This window comes from Nonomuraea sp. NPDC049758, assembly GCF_040674635.1.
Lineage (GTDB): Bacteria > Actinomycetota > Actinomycetes > Streptosporangiales > Streptosporangiaceae > Nonomuraea.
The window spans coordinates 414,551-430,403 of sequence record NZ_JBFAMZ010000001.1 but is presented as its reverse complement, the minus strand read 5'-3'; the positions used below and the strand labels follow the sequence as shown (position 1 = coordinate 430,403).

17 protein-coding genes are annotated in these 15,853 nt (G+C 71.5%); 6 read left to right on the top strand and 11 right to left on the bottom strand.

Features of this window, described 5'->3' with window-relative positions:
• Window positions 1-53 precede the first annotated feature (53 nt).
• Window positions 54-482 carry a MarR family transcriptional regulator gene (locus AB0J46_RS02020; protein ID WP_364325116.1) on the bottom strand — a complete coding sequence of 143 codons (429 nt, stop codon included), beginning with the start codon at window positions 480-482 and terminating at the stop codon, window positions 54-56.
• Window positions 483-546: 64 nt separating this feature from the next.
• Here AB0J46_RS02020 and AB0J46_RS02015 point away from each other — a divergent pair, with 64 nt between their 5' ends.
• On the top strand, window positions 547-936 hold the full coding sequence (locus AB0J46_RS02015) for a VOC family protein (RefSeq protein ID WP_364325113.1): 390 nt from the start codon (window positions 547-549) through the stop codon (window positions 934-936).
• Between the two features lie 14 nt (window positions 937-950).
• On the opposite strand, the gene AB0J46_RS02010 is transcribed toward AB0J46_RS02015, so the two are convergent.
• Entirely contained in the window at window positions 951-1,733 is a 783-nt protein-coding gene (locus AB0J46_RS02010) for an SDR family oxidoreductase (RefSeq protein WP_364326151.1), read from the bottom strand.
• Window positions 1,734-1,839: 106 nt separating this feature from the next.
• Between AB0J46_RS02010 and AB0J46_RS02005 the strand changes: the two genes are divergently transcribed.
• Entirely contained in the window at window positions 1,840-3,414 is a 1,575-nt protein-coding gene (locus AB0J46_RS02005; protein WP_364325110.1) for a hypothetical protein, read from the top strand.
• 15 nt (window positions 3,415-3,429) lie between these two features.
• Here AB0J46_RS02005 and AB0J46_RS02000 read toward each other — a convergent pair whose 3' ends face one another.
• Complete coding sequence (locus tag AB0J46_RS02000; protein ID WP_364325107.1) at window positions 3,430-4,110, bottom strand: TetR/AcrR family transcriptional regulator C-terminal domain-containing protein; 681 nt, start codon at window positions 4,108-4,110, stop codon at window positions 3,430-3,432.
• Between the two features lie 80 nt (window positions 4,111-4,190).
• Between AB0J46_RS02000 and AB0J46_RS01995 the strand changes: the two genes are divergently transcribed.
• Both AB0J46_RS01995 and AB0J46_RS01990 read left to right on the top strand, forming a co-directional pair.
• Window positions 4,191-4,619: a hypothetical protein gene (locus AB0J46_RS01995; RefSeq protein WP_364325104.1), complete on the top strand. Its 429-nt coding sequence runs from the start codon at window positions 4,191-4,193 to the stop codon at window positions 4,617-4,619.
• Entirely contained in the window at window positions 4,616-5,140 is a 525-nt protein-coding gene (locus tag AB0J46_RS01990; RefSeq protein WP_364325101.1) for a nitroreductase/quinone reductase family protein, read from the top strand. Before AB0J46_RS01995 ends, AB0J46_RS01990 begins: the two co-directional genes overlap by 4 nt.
• On the opposite strand, the gene AB0J46_RS01985 is transcribed toward AB0J46_RS01990, so the two are convergent.
• Window positions 5,126-6,007 (bottom strand): arginase family protein, encoded by an 882-nt coding sequence (locus tag AB0J46_RS01985; protein WP_364325098.1) that lies wholly within the window; start codon window positions 6,005-6,007, stop codon window positions 5,126-5,128. The two genes, AB0J46_RS01990 and AB0J46_RS01985, sit on opposite strands and share 15 nt — an antisense overlap.
• A 28-nt stretch (window positions 6,008-6,035) precedes the next feature.
• On the opposite strand from AB0J46_RS01985, the gene AB0J46_RS01980 reads away from it, so the two are divergent.
• A complete protein-coding gene (locus tag AB0J46_RS01980) occupies window positions 6,036-6,575 on the top strand; it encodes a CGNR zinc finger domain-containing protein (protein ID WP_364325095.1) in 540 nt (179 codons plus the stop codon).
• Between the two features lie 19 nt (window positions 6,576-6,594).
• Here AB0J46_RS01980 and efeB read toward each other — a convergent pair whose 3' ends face one another.
• The 7 genes from efeB to AB0J46_RS01945 all read right to left on the bottom strand — a co-directional run bounded on the left by efeB (window position 6,595) and on the right by AB0J46_RS01945 (window position 14,441).
• Window positions 6,595-7,857 carry an iron uptake transporter deferrochelatase/peroxidase subunit gene (gene efeB, locus AB0J46_RS01975; RefSeq protein WP_364325092.1) on the bottom strand — a complete coding sequence of 421 codons (1,263 nt, stop codon included), beginning with the start codon at window positions 7,855-7,857 and terminating at the stop codon, window positions 6,595-6,597.
• A 15-nt stretch (window positions 7,858-7,872) separates the two neighbouring features.
• Window positions 7,873-9,012, bottom strand: coding sequence for an iron uptake system protein EfeO (gene efeO, locus AB0J46_RS01970; RefSeq protein WP_364325089.1), 1,140 nt, complete (start codon window positions 9,010-9,012; stop codon window positions 7,873-7,875).
• Between the two features lie 11 nt (window positions 9,013-9,023).
• Complete coding sequence (gene efeU / locus AB0J46_RS01965; protein ID WP_358283236.1) at window positions 9,024-9,857, bottom strand: iron uptake transporter permease EfeU; 834 nt, start codon at window positions 9,855-9,857, stop codon at window positions 9,024-9,026.
• 123 nt (window positions 9,858-9,980) lie between these two features.
• On the bottom strand, window positions 9,981-11,348 hold the full coding sequence (locus tag AB0J46_RS01960) for a cellulase family glycosylhydrolase (protein WP_364325086.1): 1,368 nt from the start codon (window positions 11,346-11,348) through the stop codon (window positions 9,981-9,983).
• Between the two features lie 2 nt (window positions 11,349-11,350).
• Entirely contained in the window at window positions 11,351-12,196 is an 846-nt protein-coding gene (locus tag AB0J46_RS01955; RefSeq protein ID WP_364325083.1) for a carbohydrate ABC transporter permease, read from the bottom strand.
• Window positions 12,193-13,152: a sugar ABC transporter permease gene (locus tag AB0J46_RS01950; RefSeq protein ID WP_364325080.1), complete on the bottom strand. Its 960-nt coding sequence runs from the start codon at window positions 13,150-13,152 to the stop codon at window positions 12,193-12,195. The genes AB0J46_RS01955 and AB0J46_RS01950 overlap by 4 nt, the downstream gene beginning before the upstream one ends.
• On the bottom strand, window positions 13,149-14,441 hold the full coding sequence (locus AB0J46_RS01945; RefSeq protein ID WP_364325077.1) for an extracellular solute-binding protein: 1,293 nt from the start codon (window positions 14,439-14,441) through the stop codon (window positions 13,149-13,151). Before AB0J46_RS01945 ends, AB0J46_RS01950 begins: the two co-directional genes overlap by 4 nt.
• Before the next feature lie 152 nt (window positions 14,442-14,593).
• Here AB0J46_RS01945 and AB0J46_RS01940 point away from each other — a divergent pair, with 152 nt between their 5' ends.
• Entirely contained in the window at window positions 14,594-15,604 is a 1,011-nt protein-coding gene (locus AB0J46_RS01940; RefSeq protein ID WP_352349793.1) for a LacI family DNA-binding transcriptional regulator, read from the top strand.
• The last annotated feature ends 249 nt before the right edge of the window (window positions 15,605-15,853 follow it).

Below are 15,853 nucleotides of genomic sequence, written 5' to 3'. Positions count from 1 at the left end.
GAGGGCAGTTGTTGTGACAGTTGTTCGTCAGTTGACGTGAGTTATGGGATTTGTCAGGGTGAGAAAAGTTTCATCACCAGGCTGTGGAGGTCGCGGCGCTCGGCGTCCGTCAGCGGGGCGAGCGTCTCGCGTTCGACGTCCGCGACCACCGCGCGGGCCCGTTCCAGGGCGTCCCGGCCGGCGGCGGTCAGCGAGATCCGGTAGCGGCGGCGGTCGGCGGGGTCGCGCTCCCGGGCGGCCAGCCCTTCGGCCATGAGGCCGTCCATCAGGCGGACCATGTCGCTCGGGTCGAGGCCCAGCCGGTCGCCGACCTCCCGCTGGGCGGCCGGGCCGAAGTCGTCGAGCGTGGCCAGCGCCGCGAACTCCCACAGGCTCAGCCCCGTGTCGGCGGTGAGCCGCGCGGCCAGGGCGCGCCGGTTGGCGACGCCGACCTTGTGCAGCACGAAGGTGGTCGTCCCGAGCAGGGTGGGTGGCAGTTCCATCTCGTCGAGAAGTGTAGGTTGTTCCCAATAGTTGGTGACTACCCACTAATTTCGGAGGATCAGGATGGACGCTCTCTACCCTCGGCTGCTGGTGCGCGACTTCCCGGCGAGCGTCGCCTTCTACCGGGCCGCCCTCGGGCTGGAGCCGGTGAAGGTGCTGACGGAGGCCGCCTACGCCAACTGGGACATCGACGGCCAGGCCGGACTCGTGCTCTTCGGCCGCGACCGCGTCGCCGAGGTCGTCGGCACGTCCGGGCTGCCGGCGGCGGGCGCCCAGGACGCGGTGATGCTGGTGATGCGGGTCGACGACGTCGACGGCGAGGCCGACCGGCTCGTCGGACTGGGCGCCACCGTCGCCGCGCCGCCGCAGGACCGGCCCGCCTGGGGGCCCGGCCTGCGCACCGCACATCTGCGCGACCCGGAGGGCAACCTGATCGAGCTCCAGTCGTACTGAGCGCGGGCGGGCGGTCAGGGCAGGATGGCGTCCACGTAGCCGCCGTCCACGCGCAGGGCGCCGCCGGTGGTCGCCGAGGCGAGCGGCGAGCTGAGATAGACGACCATGTTGGCGATCTCCTCGGGCTCGATCAGCCGCTGGAGCAGTGACTGCGGACGGTGCTCGCGCATGAACGCCCGCTGCGCCTCCTCCCACGGCAGCTCCCGGTCCACGAGCTGGTAGACGAACTCCTCCACGCCGCCGGTGTGCGTGGGCCCGGCGATCACCGAGTTGACCGTCACCCCGCTGCCGGCGGCCTCCTTGGCGAACCCGCGCGAGACGGCCAGCAGCGCCGTCTTGCTCATGCCGTAGTGGATCATCTCGGTGGGCGTGACGATGGCCGAGTCGCTGGCGATGTACTGGATCCGGCCCCAGCCGCGCTCGATCATGCCGGGCAGGTAGGCGCGCGTGAGGCGCACCGCCGACAGGACGTTGACCTCGAAGAAGCGCCGCCACTCCGCGTCGTCGATCTCCAGCGCCGGCCTGGCCTCGAAGATGCCCAGGTTGTTGACGAGAATGTCCACCTGCGGCAGCGAGCCGAGCACCCGCTGGAGCCCTTCGTCGGTGGCGACGTCGCCGGGCGCGGCGACCAGGCCGCGGTGGTCCATGCGCTCGATGGCCGCGGCCACCGAGCGTTCGCTGCGGCCGTTGACGCCGACGCGCGCGCCCGCCCGTGCCAGGCCGGTCGCGATGGCCGCCCCGATGCCCTGGGTCGAGCCCGTGACCAGCGCCGTCCTGCCGCTGAGGTCGATGCTCACCATGACCCCATTGTCCGTGCCGCCCCGCGGCCGACCGGCGCCGGGGCACTACCGGCCGCGGATCGGGTAGATGCCTACTCTGGTCGGTACGTCGAGGGGAGCAAGGGTGCGCCGGTTACGGTGGCTGGTCGTGATGGCGGTTCTCGCCGTCCTCGTCGTGGTCCCGGCCGGGCCCGGCGCCGGCGACGACGGGTGCCCGTCCAGGGACACGCGGGTGACCTCGCCGTACGCGATCACCGGCTACTGGGTCATGCCGCGGGCCGACGTGTGCGTCACGCGGCGGACGGTGGAGGCGATCCACTCGCTCGGCGGCGACACGCTCGTCACGTTCGGGCCGCGGTTCGACGCCGGGCCGATGGAGCCGGAGTTCGCCGCCTGCCGGGTGGACGGACGGCCCTGCGCGCGGGTGCCCGGCAAACGCGTCCGGCACGTCTACACGTACGTGACCAGCGAGGAGTTCGGGCGTTCCGTGCTGCGCTGCCCGGGCCTCGACCGGCGGATCGACAGCGGCGGGCGGGTCTTCTACCGCGTGTCGCTGGCCGCGTCGTGCGCCGCGCGCGTCCAGGACCTGGTGCTGGTCTCCACCGACGGCGACGGGCTGGGCAACCTGGTCGAGGAGGCGGCGGCGTACGGGATGCGGGTGTTCCCCGGGCTGCCCGCCGCGCCGCAGCGGCGGGGCAAGCCGTGGGAGCCCGACCTCGCGCACCTCGCCGCGCTGAACGCCTTCACCGCGCGGGTGCTGGCCGGCTACCGCGAGCGGTTCGGCGGGTCGGCCGCCTTCGGCGGGGTCTACCAGTCGTTCGAGCTGGCCATGCGCGAACGGGGGCCGCGCGACCCCGTCCTCGCCCTGTACGCGGCCCAGCACGCGGCGGTCGCAGCCGCGCTGCCCGGCCGGAAGATCCTGGTCAGCCCCTACATCGACGCCCGCAGGGGCCGCGGTTTCCCGCCCGGCCAGGTGCCCGGCGGGCTGGCCGGCATCGCCGCCACCCGCGCCGGCGCGCCCATGGCCGTCGCCGTGCAGGACGGGCGGGGCACGGGCAAGGTCCCCGTGCACGGGATCGAGGAGGGCGGGTCCATGGTCGCCCCCCGGCTCGTCCCGGTGGTCGGGCGGGTGCGCAACGCCGACGGGTACTACGGGCCCACCAGGGACTACATCGAGGCGGCGGCCGGCAGCGTGCCCGCCGGGGTCGAGCTGTGGGTCAACGTCGAGGGCTTCGAGCCAGCCCCTGCGGACGGCGAGTGCGGGCGGGTCGAGCCGCTGCCGTTGCGGGGGCGTACCAGCAAGGCCCGGCTCGACCAGCAGATCATGGCGACGGGCGGGCACGCCGCGAAGATCATCTCCTATGGCTGGGAGCCCTTCTTCACCTGCCAGGCGAGCCCGTCCACCCCGTCGCTGGCCGACGACATCGCGAACGGTGGCCGGGAGCCGATCATCGTGAACGCCTACCGCGAGGAACGGGACGGACGGCCCGGGATCACCGTCGAGGGCTACAACCTGCGCGGCGGCACCCTGCGTTTCGCCTCGCCCGGCGGCCGTGAGGTCGGCGTGGCACAGCGGTGGCACGGGCCGGGCCGCCCAGAGTCGGCGTGGGCCCCCTACGTCCCGCCCGGCCCGTGGACCTCGGTCACCGCCACGAACGCCGCCGGCCGCACCAGCACGAGCGGGTACGTCTTCCGCTAGGGTTCGCCGCGTCCGTCAGGGTTCGCCGCTTTCGCCGGGTTCGCCGCCGAAGCCGCGGAGCATGGCTTCGAGCGCGAAGACGAAGCGGCGGTCGGTCCCCGAGGACGGCTGGGCGCGCCGCGCCCGGGTGGCCTCGGCCAGCAGCGGGGTCTCCACCAGATCCGGCTCGGGGATGTCGCGCATCGCGGGCGCGGCCCGTTCGGTCCCACCGGCGACCTCACCGGCGGCCAGGACGGCGACGTGGCCGACGACGAAACCGGTCACGGCGTAGAGCATGTCCAGCGCGCGGTCCGGCGGCAGCCCCGCCGCGCGCAGCACCCGCAGCCCCTCCTCCATCAGGCGCAGGTTCCCGGGCGTGATCGCGGGACGGCTGACCACCAGGGGGACGACGTTCGGATGCGCGAGCAGCGCCCGCAGCAGCGCGTGGGCGTACTCGCGCAGGGCCTCCTGCCATGAGGCGGCCTCGGCCAGCAGCGGCGCGGCCTGCGTGACGACCTGCTCGACCAGGCCGTCGAGCAGCGCGTCCTTGCTGGCGACGTGCTGGTAGAGGGACATGGCCTCGACCCCGAGCTCCTGGCCGATGCGGCGCATGGACAGCGCCTTCAGCCCTTCGCGGTCGGCCAGCGCCAGCGCCGCCCGCAGGATGGCCTGCCGGGTCAGGCCGGCGTTCTGGCCGCGGGTGCGCTTCGGGGACATGGTGCCCTTTCTCGATTCTTACGTGGTAAGTATAGTCAAAACATACTTTGTAAGAATGTCGTCCAGAAGGGACCCATGTCATGACAGGGAAGCCGCGCGGAGCCTCCGCCCTGCTGTACGGCGGCGCCGCGCTCACGGTGCTCGTCACCCTCTTCGCCTTCGCCTACCGCTCCGGGCTGGCCGAGTACCTCAGGGCGGGCTATCCGGAGCTGGGGCCGGGGAAGATCGACGAGGGGGTCACCACGTACACGGTGATCCTCTCGGTCGTGGGGGCGCTCGGGCTGGCCGGCTGGCTCGTCACCGTCCGGGCGGCCGGGGCGGGCAGAGGGTGGGCCCGGTGGCTGGGGGCCGGGCTGTTCGTGGTGGCGTCGTGCTTCGCGCTCGCGGGCCTGACCGTCCGGGACACCAACGGCGAGGTCGGCCTGGCGCCGCTGCTCGGCTGGCTGCAGGTCCTTCCGCTGCTCCCGGGGCTGGTGGCGGTCGTGCTGCTGTGGAGGAGGGCGCGGTGATCCACGTCGCCCGGTGGCCGGGGGCGCTCAAGCGCCTGATGTACCGGGGCGGGCGGCCCGACGCGCTCATGCGGGCGATGAACCGGCTCGACGCGCTGACCTACGCCTCCCGGTGGCTGCCGCTGCCCCAGGGGGCGGTGCTCCAGGTGGTGGGACGCCGCAGCGGGGCGCTCACGTCGGTGCCCGTCGCGGTCGCCCGGCACGAGGGCGGCGAGTACCTGGTCTCCATGCTCGGGCCGGAGGCGAACTGGGTGCTCAACGTCCGGGCCGCCGGCGGCCGGGCCGTGCTGCGGCGTCGCGGGCGGGCGGCGCCGATCAGGCTGGCGGAGGTCCCGGTCGGGCGCCGCGCCGAGATCCTGCGCCGCTACGCCGCCGTGGCGCCCGGCGCGCGGCCCCACCTCGGCCTCGGCCCGAAGGCGCCGCTGGACCGTTTCCGCCGGATCGCCGCTGGTCATCCCGTCTTCCGCATCCTGTGGGCGGACGGCTCCGCCCCGGACGGCCAAGGGTCAGGTCAGGGCTGAGACGAGGATGTCGGTCAGGGTGGCCGCCTGGCTGCCGTCCTCGTCGAGGTCGGGGTCGAAGATGGTGAACTGGATCCCGGCCGCCCCGGGCAGCGCGAGCAGCCCGCGGAGCAGGCCGGCGAGCTGGTCGCCGGTCAGGCCGCCGGGGGTGGGCGAGTCGACGGCCGACAGCACGGACGGGTCGAGCACGTCGGCGTCCACGTGGATCCAGAAGCCGTCCAGGTCGTCGCGCACGAGCATGCGTTCGGCGGCCTCCAGGGGGATGTCGGTCCCGGCGACGAAGGCGATGCCGTCGGCGGCGAGCTCCTGGACGTCGTCGTCGTCCCGGACGCCGAGCACGATGACGTCCTCGTCCCGGACGTACGGGCGCAGGCCGTCGATGTCGGTCAGGTAGTCGTCGCCGCGGCCGGTCACCAGGGCCAGGTCCTCGCCGGCCGCCGCGCCGACGTGGGGCGAGTTGCCGAGGTGGCGGAAGTCGGTGTGGGCGTCGAGGTAGGCCACCCCGTAGCGGCCCGTCCTGCGCAGGGCGAGCGCGGGGCCGAGCAGGATCGAGCAGTCGCCGCCGAGCAGGACGGGGAAGCCGCCGTCCGCTCTGATCCCGGCCACGCGGTCGGCCAGCCGCCGGGTGTAGGCGGCGATGGCCGCGCCGTTGCGCACGCCGTCGCCGGGCTTCCAGGTGGCCACGTAGCGGGGCGGGACCAGCGCGCCCGCGTCGGCCGCGCCGATCCGGGCGACCAGCCCGTTGTCCCGCAACGCCCAGGGAGCCTTGTAGCAGCCGGGGATGACATCCTCGGCGAGTGGACGCAGGCCGAGGTTGGACGGCGCGTCCAGAACGGTCAGTTTTCTGTCAGGGGTTATAGTGCTCATAGTCGTGACGGTAGCAGGAGGGTGAGGGATGCGCCAGTTCATCGAGACGGGTCTCGTGGCCGTCGATCTGGCCAACACGTGGGACGAGTACCTGGACGATCCCGAGCGGCTGCCCGACGTGGCGGAGCTGCGCCGTTTCTGCCGCGAACTGGGCGAACCGCTTGAGAACGACCATGGGCTCGGCGAGGAGGACCTGCGGGAGGTCAGAGAGGTGCGCGAGCGGCTGCGGGCGGTGCTGGCCGCCGAGCCCGGCGGCCGGGCGGGGGCGCTGGCGGAGTGGGTGGCCCGGCTGCCGGCGCGGGCGGCGGTGGAGCACGCGGGCGGCGTGCCCCGGCTGCGGCTGGTCGCGCCGGACGGGGCGACGGCGGCGGGCCGGCTCGCCGTGCGGGCCGTCACCGAGCTGCTGGAGCTGGCCGCGGCCGGCGACTGGGAACGGCTGCGCCAGTGCGCGGCCACGCCGTGCACCGACGCCTTCGTCGACCGCAGCCGGCCGGGCAAGCGGCAGTTCTGCTCGACCCGCTGCGCCAACCGCGCCCACGCCCAGGCCTCGCGCGCCCGCCACCGCTGACGGCGGGCGCCGAGCAGGGTCAGGCGAACAGGGTGCGGCCCCAGTAGTCGCCCGCGTCCTGGACGCCGGGCGGGCAGGCGAACAGGCCGCTGGAGACGTGCTTGATGTACTCGTTGAGCGCGTCGTGCCGGGCCAGGTTCATCTGCACGGGCACGAACTGCTTGCGCGGGTCGCGCTGGTAGGCGATGAAGAACAGCCCGGCGTCCAGGCGGCCGAGGCCGTCGGAGCCGTCGACGAAGTTGTAGCCGCGGCGCAGCAGGTGGGCGTTGCCGTTGTTGCTCGGGTGCGCCAGCTTGACGTGCGAGTCGTCCTTGATCATCGGCTGCCCGTCGGGGCCCTTGGCGGCGAAGTCCACGGGGTCGAACTCGGCCTTCCCGCCCAGCGGCGCGCCCTCGCCCTTGTCCCGGCCGAAGATCTGCTCCTGCTCGGCGAGTGAGGCGCGGTCCCAGGTCTCGATCGTCATGCGGATCTTCCTGGTGACCATGTACGTGCCGCCCGCCATCCAGGCGGGGCCGTCCGAGCCGCTCGCCCACAGGTGGTCGCGCAGCAGGTCGGCGTCCTCCAGCTTCATGTTGTTGGTGCCGTCCTTGAAGCCCAGGAGGTTGCGCGGCGTGGCCTGGGCCCGCGACGTGGACGACGTACGGCCGAAACCGAGCTGCGACCAGCGCACCGAGACCTTGCCGAAGCCGATCCTGGCCAGGTTGCGGATGGCGTGCACGGCCACCTGGGGGTCGTGCGCGCACGCCTGGACGCAGATGTCCCCGCCCGAGATCTCCGGGATGAGCTGTTCGCCGGGGAACTTCGGCAGGTCGGCCAGCGCGGCCGGTCGTTTGCCCGCCAGCCCGAACCGGTCGTCGAACAGCGACGGCCCGAACCCGATCGTCAGCGTCAGCCCCGAGGCGGGCAGCCCCAGCGCCTCGCCGGTGTCGTCGGGCGCCGCCTCGGCCGCCCCGCCCACCGCGCCGAACGCCCCGGCCTCCTTGCCCTGCGTCAGCCGGGCCGCCGCGGCCGTCCACTCCTGGAGCAGATCGACCAGCTCGGCCTTCTTGTCGGTGATGACGTCGAAGGCGACGAAGTGCAGCCGGTCCTGGGCGGGCGTGACGACGCCCGCCTGGTGCTGCCCGTAGAACGGGAACGGATCGGACGTCGATGCGGCGTGCGCGACCGGCGGCTCCTCCAGCAGCGACCTGGTCGTCACCGCCCCCGCCCCGAGCACGGCCGCGCCCGCGGCGCCCAGCCCGAACAGCTTGCGGCGGCTCATCCGCCCGCCGGCCTGCGACAACGCCCCCACCTCCCGTTACTTGGCGATGACCGGTGCGATCTTACTGATCGGCTCGGCCAGCGCATTGATCGCGTCGGACAGGGCCTTCAGCTCGGCCTTGGACAGCTCGTCGTGCAGCTTCCAGCCGTCGCCCTTCTGGTGCGCGCCCAGCGCGGCCTCCGCGGCGGCGAACTTCTCGTCCAGCGTCTTGACCAGGTCGGGGGAGCGCTGCTCCAGCACCGGGCGCAGCGACTGCACGGCGGCCTTGGAGCCCTGGAGGTTGGCGTCGAAGTCCCACAGGTCGGTGTGCGACCAGATGTCCTCCTCGCCGGTGATCTTCCCGGAGGCCACCTCGTCGAGCAGTTCCTTGGCGCCGTTGGCCAGGTTGAGCGGGGTCAGCTCGGCGGCGTTGGACTTCTGGACGATGGTCTTGACGTCGGCGATCAGCTTGTCGGCGACCGGGCCGTCCTTGCTGATGTCCTTCTTGATCCACAGATCCTTCTCGATCCGGTGGAACCCGGTCCACTCCTCGCCGTCGGCCAGGTCGGCCTCGCGGGCGTCGATGGCCGGGTCGAGGTCGCCGAAGATCTCCGCGACCGGCTCGATGCGCTCCCAGTACGTCCGCGAGACCGGGTACAGCTCCTTGGCCTTGTCGATCTCGCCGGCCTTGACGGCGTCCACGAACTCCTGCGTCTTGACCAGCAGCGTGTCGCTCTGCGCCTTGATGTAGCGCTTGTAGCTGGCGACGGCGTCGGCGAGCTGGGCGTCGGAGGTGAGCGCCTTGTGCTCGCCGGTCACCTTCAGCGCGTTGCGGATGCCCTTGCCCACCATGCCGGGCTTGCAGACGGTCTCGTACGCGCCGGCCGGCAGCTCGGCGACCAGCTCCCTGGTCAGGCCGGGCACGATGTTCTCGACCTCGGCCATCACCCGGTCACCGGGGGCGTACACGTAGAACTCGGTCACCTTGGAGCCGCCGTTGGTGATCGTGAACGTGCTCGTGCCCGCCGCGATCTCGGAGGTCGCGACCTTGCACTCGGTGTCGGACGCGGCCACGGTGATCTTGCCGGGCGCGGCGGCCGGACCCTTGGCGGCCTCCGTGGCGGTGGTGCCCGAGCCGCACGCGGTCAGGCCCGCGAGGGCGAGCGCGCCGAAGGACAGGCTGATGGCGGTACGCATGATGCTCCTGTTCAGGCCGCGGGTGCGGTGGAGGCGGGAGTGGTCTTCACCCGCTGTGGCAGCAGGAAGAGGAAGAGGGTGGGCGCGAGGTAGACGATCCAGGCCACGGCCTCGGCGATGCTCGGCTGCGGCGTGATGTTGAGCATGCCGGAAAGCAGCGCGCCGTACCAGGAATCGGCAGGCAGGACGGCGCTGATGTCGAAGGCGTAGGAGCTCAGGCCGGGCAGGATGTTGGCTTCCTGGAGGTCGTGCACGCCGTACTTGAAGATGCCGGCGGCGACCAGGATGAGCAGCAGGCCCGTCCAGGTGAAGAACTTGGTGAGGTTGATCTTCAGCGCGCTCCTGTACAGCCCCCAGCCGATGACCACCGACGTGAGCAGGCCGAGCGCGATGCCCAGCAGGGGGTCCATGGTGGCGGTCGCGCCCTGGACGGCGGCGAAGAACAGCAACGCCGTCTCAAGCCCCTCGCGGGCCACGGCCAGGAAGGCCATCACGACCACCGCGAGGGAGCCCATCTGCAGCGCGTCGGAGAGCTTGCCCCGCAGCTCGCCGGAGAGCGCGCGGGCGGTGCGCCGCATCCAGAAGATCATCCAGGTGACGAACGCGACGGCGAGCAGCGAGGTGATCGCGTCGAACAGCTCCTGACCCATGTGCCCGAGGTTGGCGGCGGTGAAGGTCAGCAGCGCGCCGAAGCCGACGGACAGCGCGACCGCCGCGGCGACGCCCGTCCAGACCTGGGGAAGCTTGTCCTTCCTGTCGCTCTTGACGAGGAAGGCGATGAGGACGGAGACGACGAGCGTCGCCTCCAGTCCCTCGCGCAGTCCGATGAGGTAGCTGGCGAACACCGTCACTCCTGCTGGCTGAGGAAAGGCTTACCTAAATTAGGGCAGCCGAAGCATACCTAGCGCAAGCAGTGATGGCGATAGTTTGCCCGGTGGTGTGACGCACCCGACTGTATGAGCGGTTTGTCACCCGGTGAGATTGGCGGCCAGCAGGTCGAGCAGCGGCTCACGCCGTACGCACTGCTCCAGCGTGAACGAGTCGGCCAGGGCCAGCAGGTCGTCGTCGCCGAGCCCCCTGAACAGCCCGGCGTACTCGGGCAGCAGGGCCTGGGCGATGAGGATGTGCCTGATCAGGTCGTCGGTCTGGTAGCGGGCGCCCCACGGGTAGGGCGCCCAGTCCGGGAACTCGGTCTCGACCAGCCGGTGCAGCGGGGCGAGCACGTCGGCGCACTCCTCCATGGTCGAGCCCCACCGGTCCGCGCCGAGCCGCCGCTTCTTGCCGATGAACGCGCCGAACCTGTCCAGGTACGCCCCCGACGCGTGCACCAGGCCCTGGAGGCCCACGTCCTTGTACGTCCAGAGCGACCAGCCCGCGTCGTGGGCGTCGTAGATGTCGAGCTGGTCGCGCAGGACCTGGTAGCGCTGGGCGTCCCGGTCCGGGTCGCCGGTGTAGACCGGGCCGAACTCGCCCACCCACAACGGCGTGCCGGTCTCGCGCTGGAACCGGGACCGCCGGGCGAAGGTCTCCTCCAACTGGCCGCGGTCGCACCACTCGCCTCTGGTGAGCCCCGGGTACGGGCCGCCGTGGGCGAACCCGGCCAGGGCATAGTCATGCATGACGAACACCGTGTTCTCGTACATCTCCCGGAACATCGAGAAGTCGGTGGCGTAGGTGTTGCCGTCCAGGAACAGGACGTGGTCCGGGTCGGCGGCCCGTACGGCCTTGACCAGCCGGTCGTAGAACGGGCCGACCACCTTGCCCGAGACGTCGCCCGGCTCGTTCACCACGTTGTACCCGGCCACCCACGGATGACCGCGGTAGTGGTCGGCCAGCGCCTCCCACAGGTGCACGGCCCGGTCCTGGAAGTGCCGGTGCTGCCAGAACGCCGCCACGTGCGTCGGGTTGTCGCTGTGCCAGTGCTGGTTCTGGGAGCCGGGCAGGGCGTGCAGATCGATCACGCTGTAGAGGCCGTGCTCGCCCAGCAGGCCGATCACCCGGTCGAGGTGCCGGAAGCCCCTCGGGTCGATCTCCATGGGCCGGTCGTCGGACTCCCAGTGGTGGTAGTTGACCGGGATGCGCACGCAGTTCATGCCGAGCCCGGCCAGCAGCCCGGCGTCGCTGCCGGTGAAGAACGAGGTGAGCAGCCGGTCGAAGAAGAGCTCGGCCCGCTCCTCGCCCAGCACGCCGGTCACCGCCGCGCGCATCGAGGTCTCGTTGGCGGGATAGCCGGTGATGAAGTTCTCCATGTTCATCCAGCCCCCGAGGCCCACCCCCCTGAGCCGGACGGGCGTGCCTTCGGGGGTGAGGAGCCGGCTTCCTGAGACGTGGAGCATGTTCACCCTTTCGTCGCACCCGCGGTGAGCCCACCGACCAGGTGACGTTCAGCGATGGCGTAGAACCCGAGCGCCGGCACCATGGCCAGGATCAGGTAGGCGAGGACGCGGGCGGTGTCGGTGGCGTACTGGCCCTGGAACTGCTGGATGCCGAGCGGCAGCGTCCAGCTCGACTCGTCGCTGAAGACCACCAGGGGCAGCATGAAGTTGTTCCAGCTCCCCACGACGGCCAGCACGGAGACCGTCGCCATGGCCGGGCGGGCCATCGGCAGCAGGATCCGCCAGAAGAACCCGAACGGCGAGCAGCCGTCGATGATCGCGGCCTCCTCGATCTCGCCCGGGATGCTCCGGAAGAACCCCCGCAGGATGATGATCGTCAGCGGCAGCCCGAAGGCGGCCTGCGTCAGGATGACGCCGAGCGGGTCGTCCAGCAGCCCGAACGTGCGCAGCAGCACGAAGATCGGCAGGATGGCCACCGCGAACGGGAACATCAGCCCCGCGGTGAACAGCGTGAACAGCGCCTCCCTGCCCCGGAAGGCGAACCTGGCGAAGACGAACGCGGCCAGCGCCGCCAGCCCGACCATCACCACGGTCGTGGCGACCGCGATGAACGTGCTGTTCCACACCTGCCGCCAGAACGACCCCGAGCCCAGCACGTCGGTGTAGTTCTCGCTCACCCAGGGATCGGGCAGGCCGAAGGGGTTGCCGGAGAGCTGGCTGTTGCTCTTGAACCCGCCGAGCAGCGCGTACACGATCGGCGCCAGGATGAACGCGCCGACGATCCAGGCGATCGCGTGCAGGGGCAGGGTGGGACGGCGCCGCCGCGCGGGCGGCCTTCCGTGGTTCATCGGCGGCCTCCCATGGACGTCGTCGCGCCCGCCAGGTCCCGGCGCATCACCACGCGCTGGTAGACGAGGGCGAAGACGAGGCTGAGCGCGAACATCACGACGCTGATCGCGTTGGCGTAACCCACCTGGGAGCGCTTGAAGCCGAACTCCATCATGGTGACGGCCATCGTCTCCGAGGAGTGCGACGGGCCGCCGCCGGTGAGGATCCAGACCAGGTCGAACAGCTGGATGGTGTAGATGACCGACAGGAACACGCTGATCCTGATCGTCGGCCCGAGCAGCGGCAGCGTGATGTGCCGGAACGTCTTCCAGGGCGTCGCGCCGTCGATCTGCGCGGCCTCGATCAGCTCGTTCGGGATGCCCTGCCGTCCGGCCAGGTAGACCATCATGTGGAAGCCGAAGTACTTCCACGTCATGACCAGGAAGAGCGCGGGCATCACGGTGTCCGGATCGGCCAGGAACTCCGACTCCAGCCCGAACACCGACAGCAGCTGGTTCGCCATCCCGCCGTCCGGCGCGAGGATCAGCGAGAACAGCACGCCGGTGATCACCTCGGACAGCACGTACGGGGCGAAGAACACCAGCCGGTAGACCGCCCGCCCCCGGATGCGCTGGTTCAGCAGCATCGCCACGGCCAGCGAGAACGGCAGCTGGACCAGCACCGACAGCAGCACCAGGACCACCAGGTGCCACAGGTCGGTGGCGAAGATGCCGGACGACAGCAGCCTGGTGAAGTTGTCCAGCCCGACGAACTCGGTGGGCAGCCCGCCGAACCCGTTCCACTTGAACGCGCTGGCGTAGACCGCCACCAGGATCGGCGCCACCACCAGCAGGACGAAGAGCACCAGCGCGGGCAGCAGGAACAGCGCGATCGTCACCGCGCGCCCGCGCCGCCGGCCCGGCGGGGCGGGGGCCGGCGGCGCGACCGCCGCCGGCCCCCGGGTCAGCGTCGTCATTCGCTCTTGGCCACTTCGCTGATGTCCTGGCCGATCTGCTCCGGCGTCTTGGTCCCGGCGATCAGCTCGGCCACGCTGTCGTTGACCTGCTGGCCGACGGCCGGCGGGTAGGCCTGGTCCAGGTAGAGCTGGTAGCCGGAGGCCCCGGCCAGCAGGGTCGCGACCTGCTTGAGGTTGGCGTCCTTGACCGCGCTCTCCTCGCCCTTGAGCACCGGCAGCACGCCGCCCGCCGCCACGGCCTTGGTGTGCTGGTCCAGCTGCGTCATGAACTCCACGAACTCCACGGCCTGCGGGGGCGCGTCCGCGCCCACCGACAGGCCGTTGCCGCCGCCGAAGGCGTCGCCGATCGAGCCCTTGCCGCCCTCGACCGCGGGGAAGGGGAAGAAGCCCAGGTCGTCGCCGAGGCCCTTGCCGGAGTCCTTCTGCACGGCGGGCGCCCACTGGCCCATCAGCTCCATGGCGGCCTTGCCGTTGGAGACCGTGGCCGCCTGCCCGTCGGGGGTGCCGTAGCCCGCGCCGAGGAAGCCCTTCTGGAACGGCTGGAGCTCGGCCAGCGCCTTGACCTGCTGACCGGCGGCCACGAAGTCGGGCTTGGTGAAGTCGTGGTCCACGCCCGCCTGCGTGAGCGCGGGCAGGCCGGCGATGCGCATCGCCAGATAGGCCCAGTAGTAGTGGCCCGGCCACTTCTCCTTGCCGGCCAGCGCGATCGGGGTGGTGCCGGACGCCTTCAGCTTCTTGACGTCGTCGAGGAACTCCGCCCAGGTGGCGGGCGGGGCCGAGATGCCGGCCTTGGCGAAGAGTTTCTTGTTGTACCAGAAGCCGACCAGCCCGATGTCCGTCGGCAGCCCGTACGTCCTGCCGTCGAACTGGTACGCGCTCAGCGCCGCGGGGGTGAACGTGTCCAGCACGGGGGCGACGTCGGCGGAGACGTCCTTGACCAGGCCGGCGTCGATCTGCTGCTTGAGCACGCCGCCGCCCCACGTGACGAAGACGTCGGGGGCCTTGCCCGACTGGGTGATCGTGGTCAGCTTGGCCTTGTAGGCGTCGTTCTCCAGCACCGTCGCCTTGATGGTGACGTCGGGGTGCGCGGCCTCGAAGTCCTTGGCCCGCTGCGCCCACAGGGACTTCAGCGGTTCGGCGGTGGACAGGTGCCACCATTCCAGCGTCACCTTGGCGGGCTTCTGGCCGGGCTGCGAGCCGCCGGGCTGCCCGCCGCTCTCGCCACTCCCGCCGCTGCCGCATCCGGCGACGAGCACGGCGGTGGCCATGAGGATCAGACCGCGTTTCATCCAGGGGTCCCTTCATCGGGCACGAGCGGTATGAAAGTTTCGTATAGCCCCCGATAATTTCGTTGGTCGGAGCATAGGTATGTGCTGCGCGGGGCGTCAATAGCTGCCTTGGGAGCGATCCCGGTCCGAAACTTTCGGATACACTCCCGAACGTGTCAGCTAAGAGGCGCGTGACGATCGCACTGATCGCAGAAGAGGCCGGGGTCTCCATCCCCACGGTCTCCAAAGTCATCAACGGCCGGCCCGAGGTGGCGCCGGCGACCCGTCACAAGGTCGAACGGCTGCTCCAGGAACACGGCTACCAGCGGCGCGTCAGCCAGGACGACACCCCCGCCGGCCTGATCGACCTGGTGTTCGCCGAGATCGAGTCGCCGTGGGCCATGGAGATCGTGCGCGGCGCGGAGAGCGCGGCCCACGAGGCCGGGGCCAGCGTCGTCATCTCGGTGCTGCACACCCACGCCGGTCCCGGCCGCGACTGGCTCGAACGCCTGGCCGCCCGCCGCACCGACGGCGTGGTGATCGTCGCCTCGCGCCTGTCCACCGGCGTGCAGGCCCAGCTCAGCGCGCGGTCGCTGCCGTTCGTGGTGGTCGACCCCGAGGGCGAGCCGGCCCCCGGCATCGTCTCGGTCGGCGCCACCAACTGGAACGGCGGCCTGGCCGCCACCCGCCACCTGCTCGAACTCGGCCACCGCCGGATCGGCATGATCAGCGGCCCCGCCGACATGCTGTGCAGCCAGGCCCGCGTCGACGGCTACCGCGCAGCCCTGGAGACGGCCGGCGTGCCGCTCGCCCCCGAACTCGTCCGGCGCGGCACCTTCCTCGTCGACTCCGGCCACGACCAGGGCCACGAACTCCTGTCACTGGACGAGCCGCCCACGGCCATCTTCGCCGGGTGCGACCTGATGGCGTTCGGCGTGTTCGAGGCCGCCCGGCAGCGGGGGTTGCGCGTTCCGGAGGATCTGAGCGTCGTGGGGTTCGACGACCTGCCGCTGTCGAAGTCGGCCTGGCCGCCGCTGACGACCGTGCGCCAGCCGTTGCAGGAGATGGCGGCGCTGGCCACCCGTACGGTGCTGGGGATGGGGAAGGGCGAGGTGCCGGAGACGAAACGGGTGGAACTGGCCACGGAACTGATCGTCCGCGAGAGCACGGCCGCCGTGGAGTGACGGGCGCTTCAAGGGTCTTCGCCCTCCGGGCTCAGGCGCCCTTCCTCCGGCGCCTCCGGCGCACCCCCGCGCCTCCGGCGCCCTGGCGCCTCGCCCTCGACCTGCGAGGCAGCGGGCACTCACATGCCAGACGCCTGCGTGGCCGGGTGAATCCCCGCTCACTCTCCAGGAATCCGCGCACGTCTGGCCATGCGGACTGTGAACGCCACCACATGACGCGGTCGCACAGGCGAAAAGTCGCGTCGATCA

Bases quoted from the DNA above. Each gene is read 5' to 3' on its own strand.
- AB0J46_RS02020 (WP_364325116.1), bottom strand. From the start codon at position 482: ATGGAACTGCCACCCACCCTGCTCGGGACGACCACCTTCGTGCTGCAC.
- AB0J46_RS02015 (WP_364325113.1), top strand. From the start codon at position 547: ATGGACGCTCTCTACCCTCGGCTGCTGGTGCGCGACTTCCCGGCGAGC.
- AB0J46_RS02000 (WP_364325107.1), bottom strand. From the start codon at position 4,110: ATGTCCCCGAAGCGCACCCGCGGCCAGAACGCCGGCCTGACCCGGCAG.
- AB0J46_RS01995 (WP_364325104.1), top strand. From the start codon at position 4,191: ATGACAGGGAAGCCGCGCGGAGCCTCCGCCCTGCTGTACGGCGGCGCC.
- AB0J46_RS01985 (WP_364325098.1), bottom strand. From the start codon at position 6,007: ATGAGCACTATAACCCCTGACAGAAAACTGACCGTTCTGGACGCGCCG.
- AB0J46_RS01980 (WP_364325095.1), top strand. From the start codon at position 6,036: ATGCGCCAGTTCATCGAGACGGGTCTCGTGGCCGTCGATCTGGCCAAC.
- efeO (WP_364325089.1), bottom strand. From the start codon at position 9,012: ATGCGTACCGCCATCAGCCTGTCCTTCGGCGCGCTCGCCCTCGCGGGC.
- AB0J46_RS01960 (WP_364325086.1), bottom strand. From the start codon at position 11,348: ATGCTCCACGTCTCAGGAAGCCGGCTCCTCACCCCCGAAGGCACGCCC.
- AB0J46_RS01955 (WP_364325083.1), bottom strand. From the start codon at position 12,196: ATGAACCACGGAAGGCCGCCCGCGCGGCGGCGCCGTCCCACCCTGCCC.
- AB0J46_RS01950 (WP_364325080.1), bottom strand. From the start codon at position 13,152: ATGACGACGCTGACCCGGGGGCCGGCGGCGGTCGCGCCGCCGGCCCCC.
- AB0J46_RS01945 (WP_364325077.1), bottom strand. From the start codon at position 14,441: ATGAAACGCGGTCTGATCCTCATGGCCACCGCCGTGCTCGTCGCCGGA.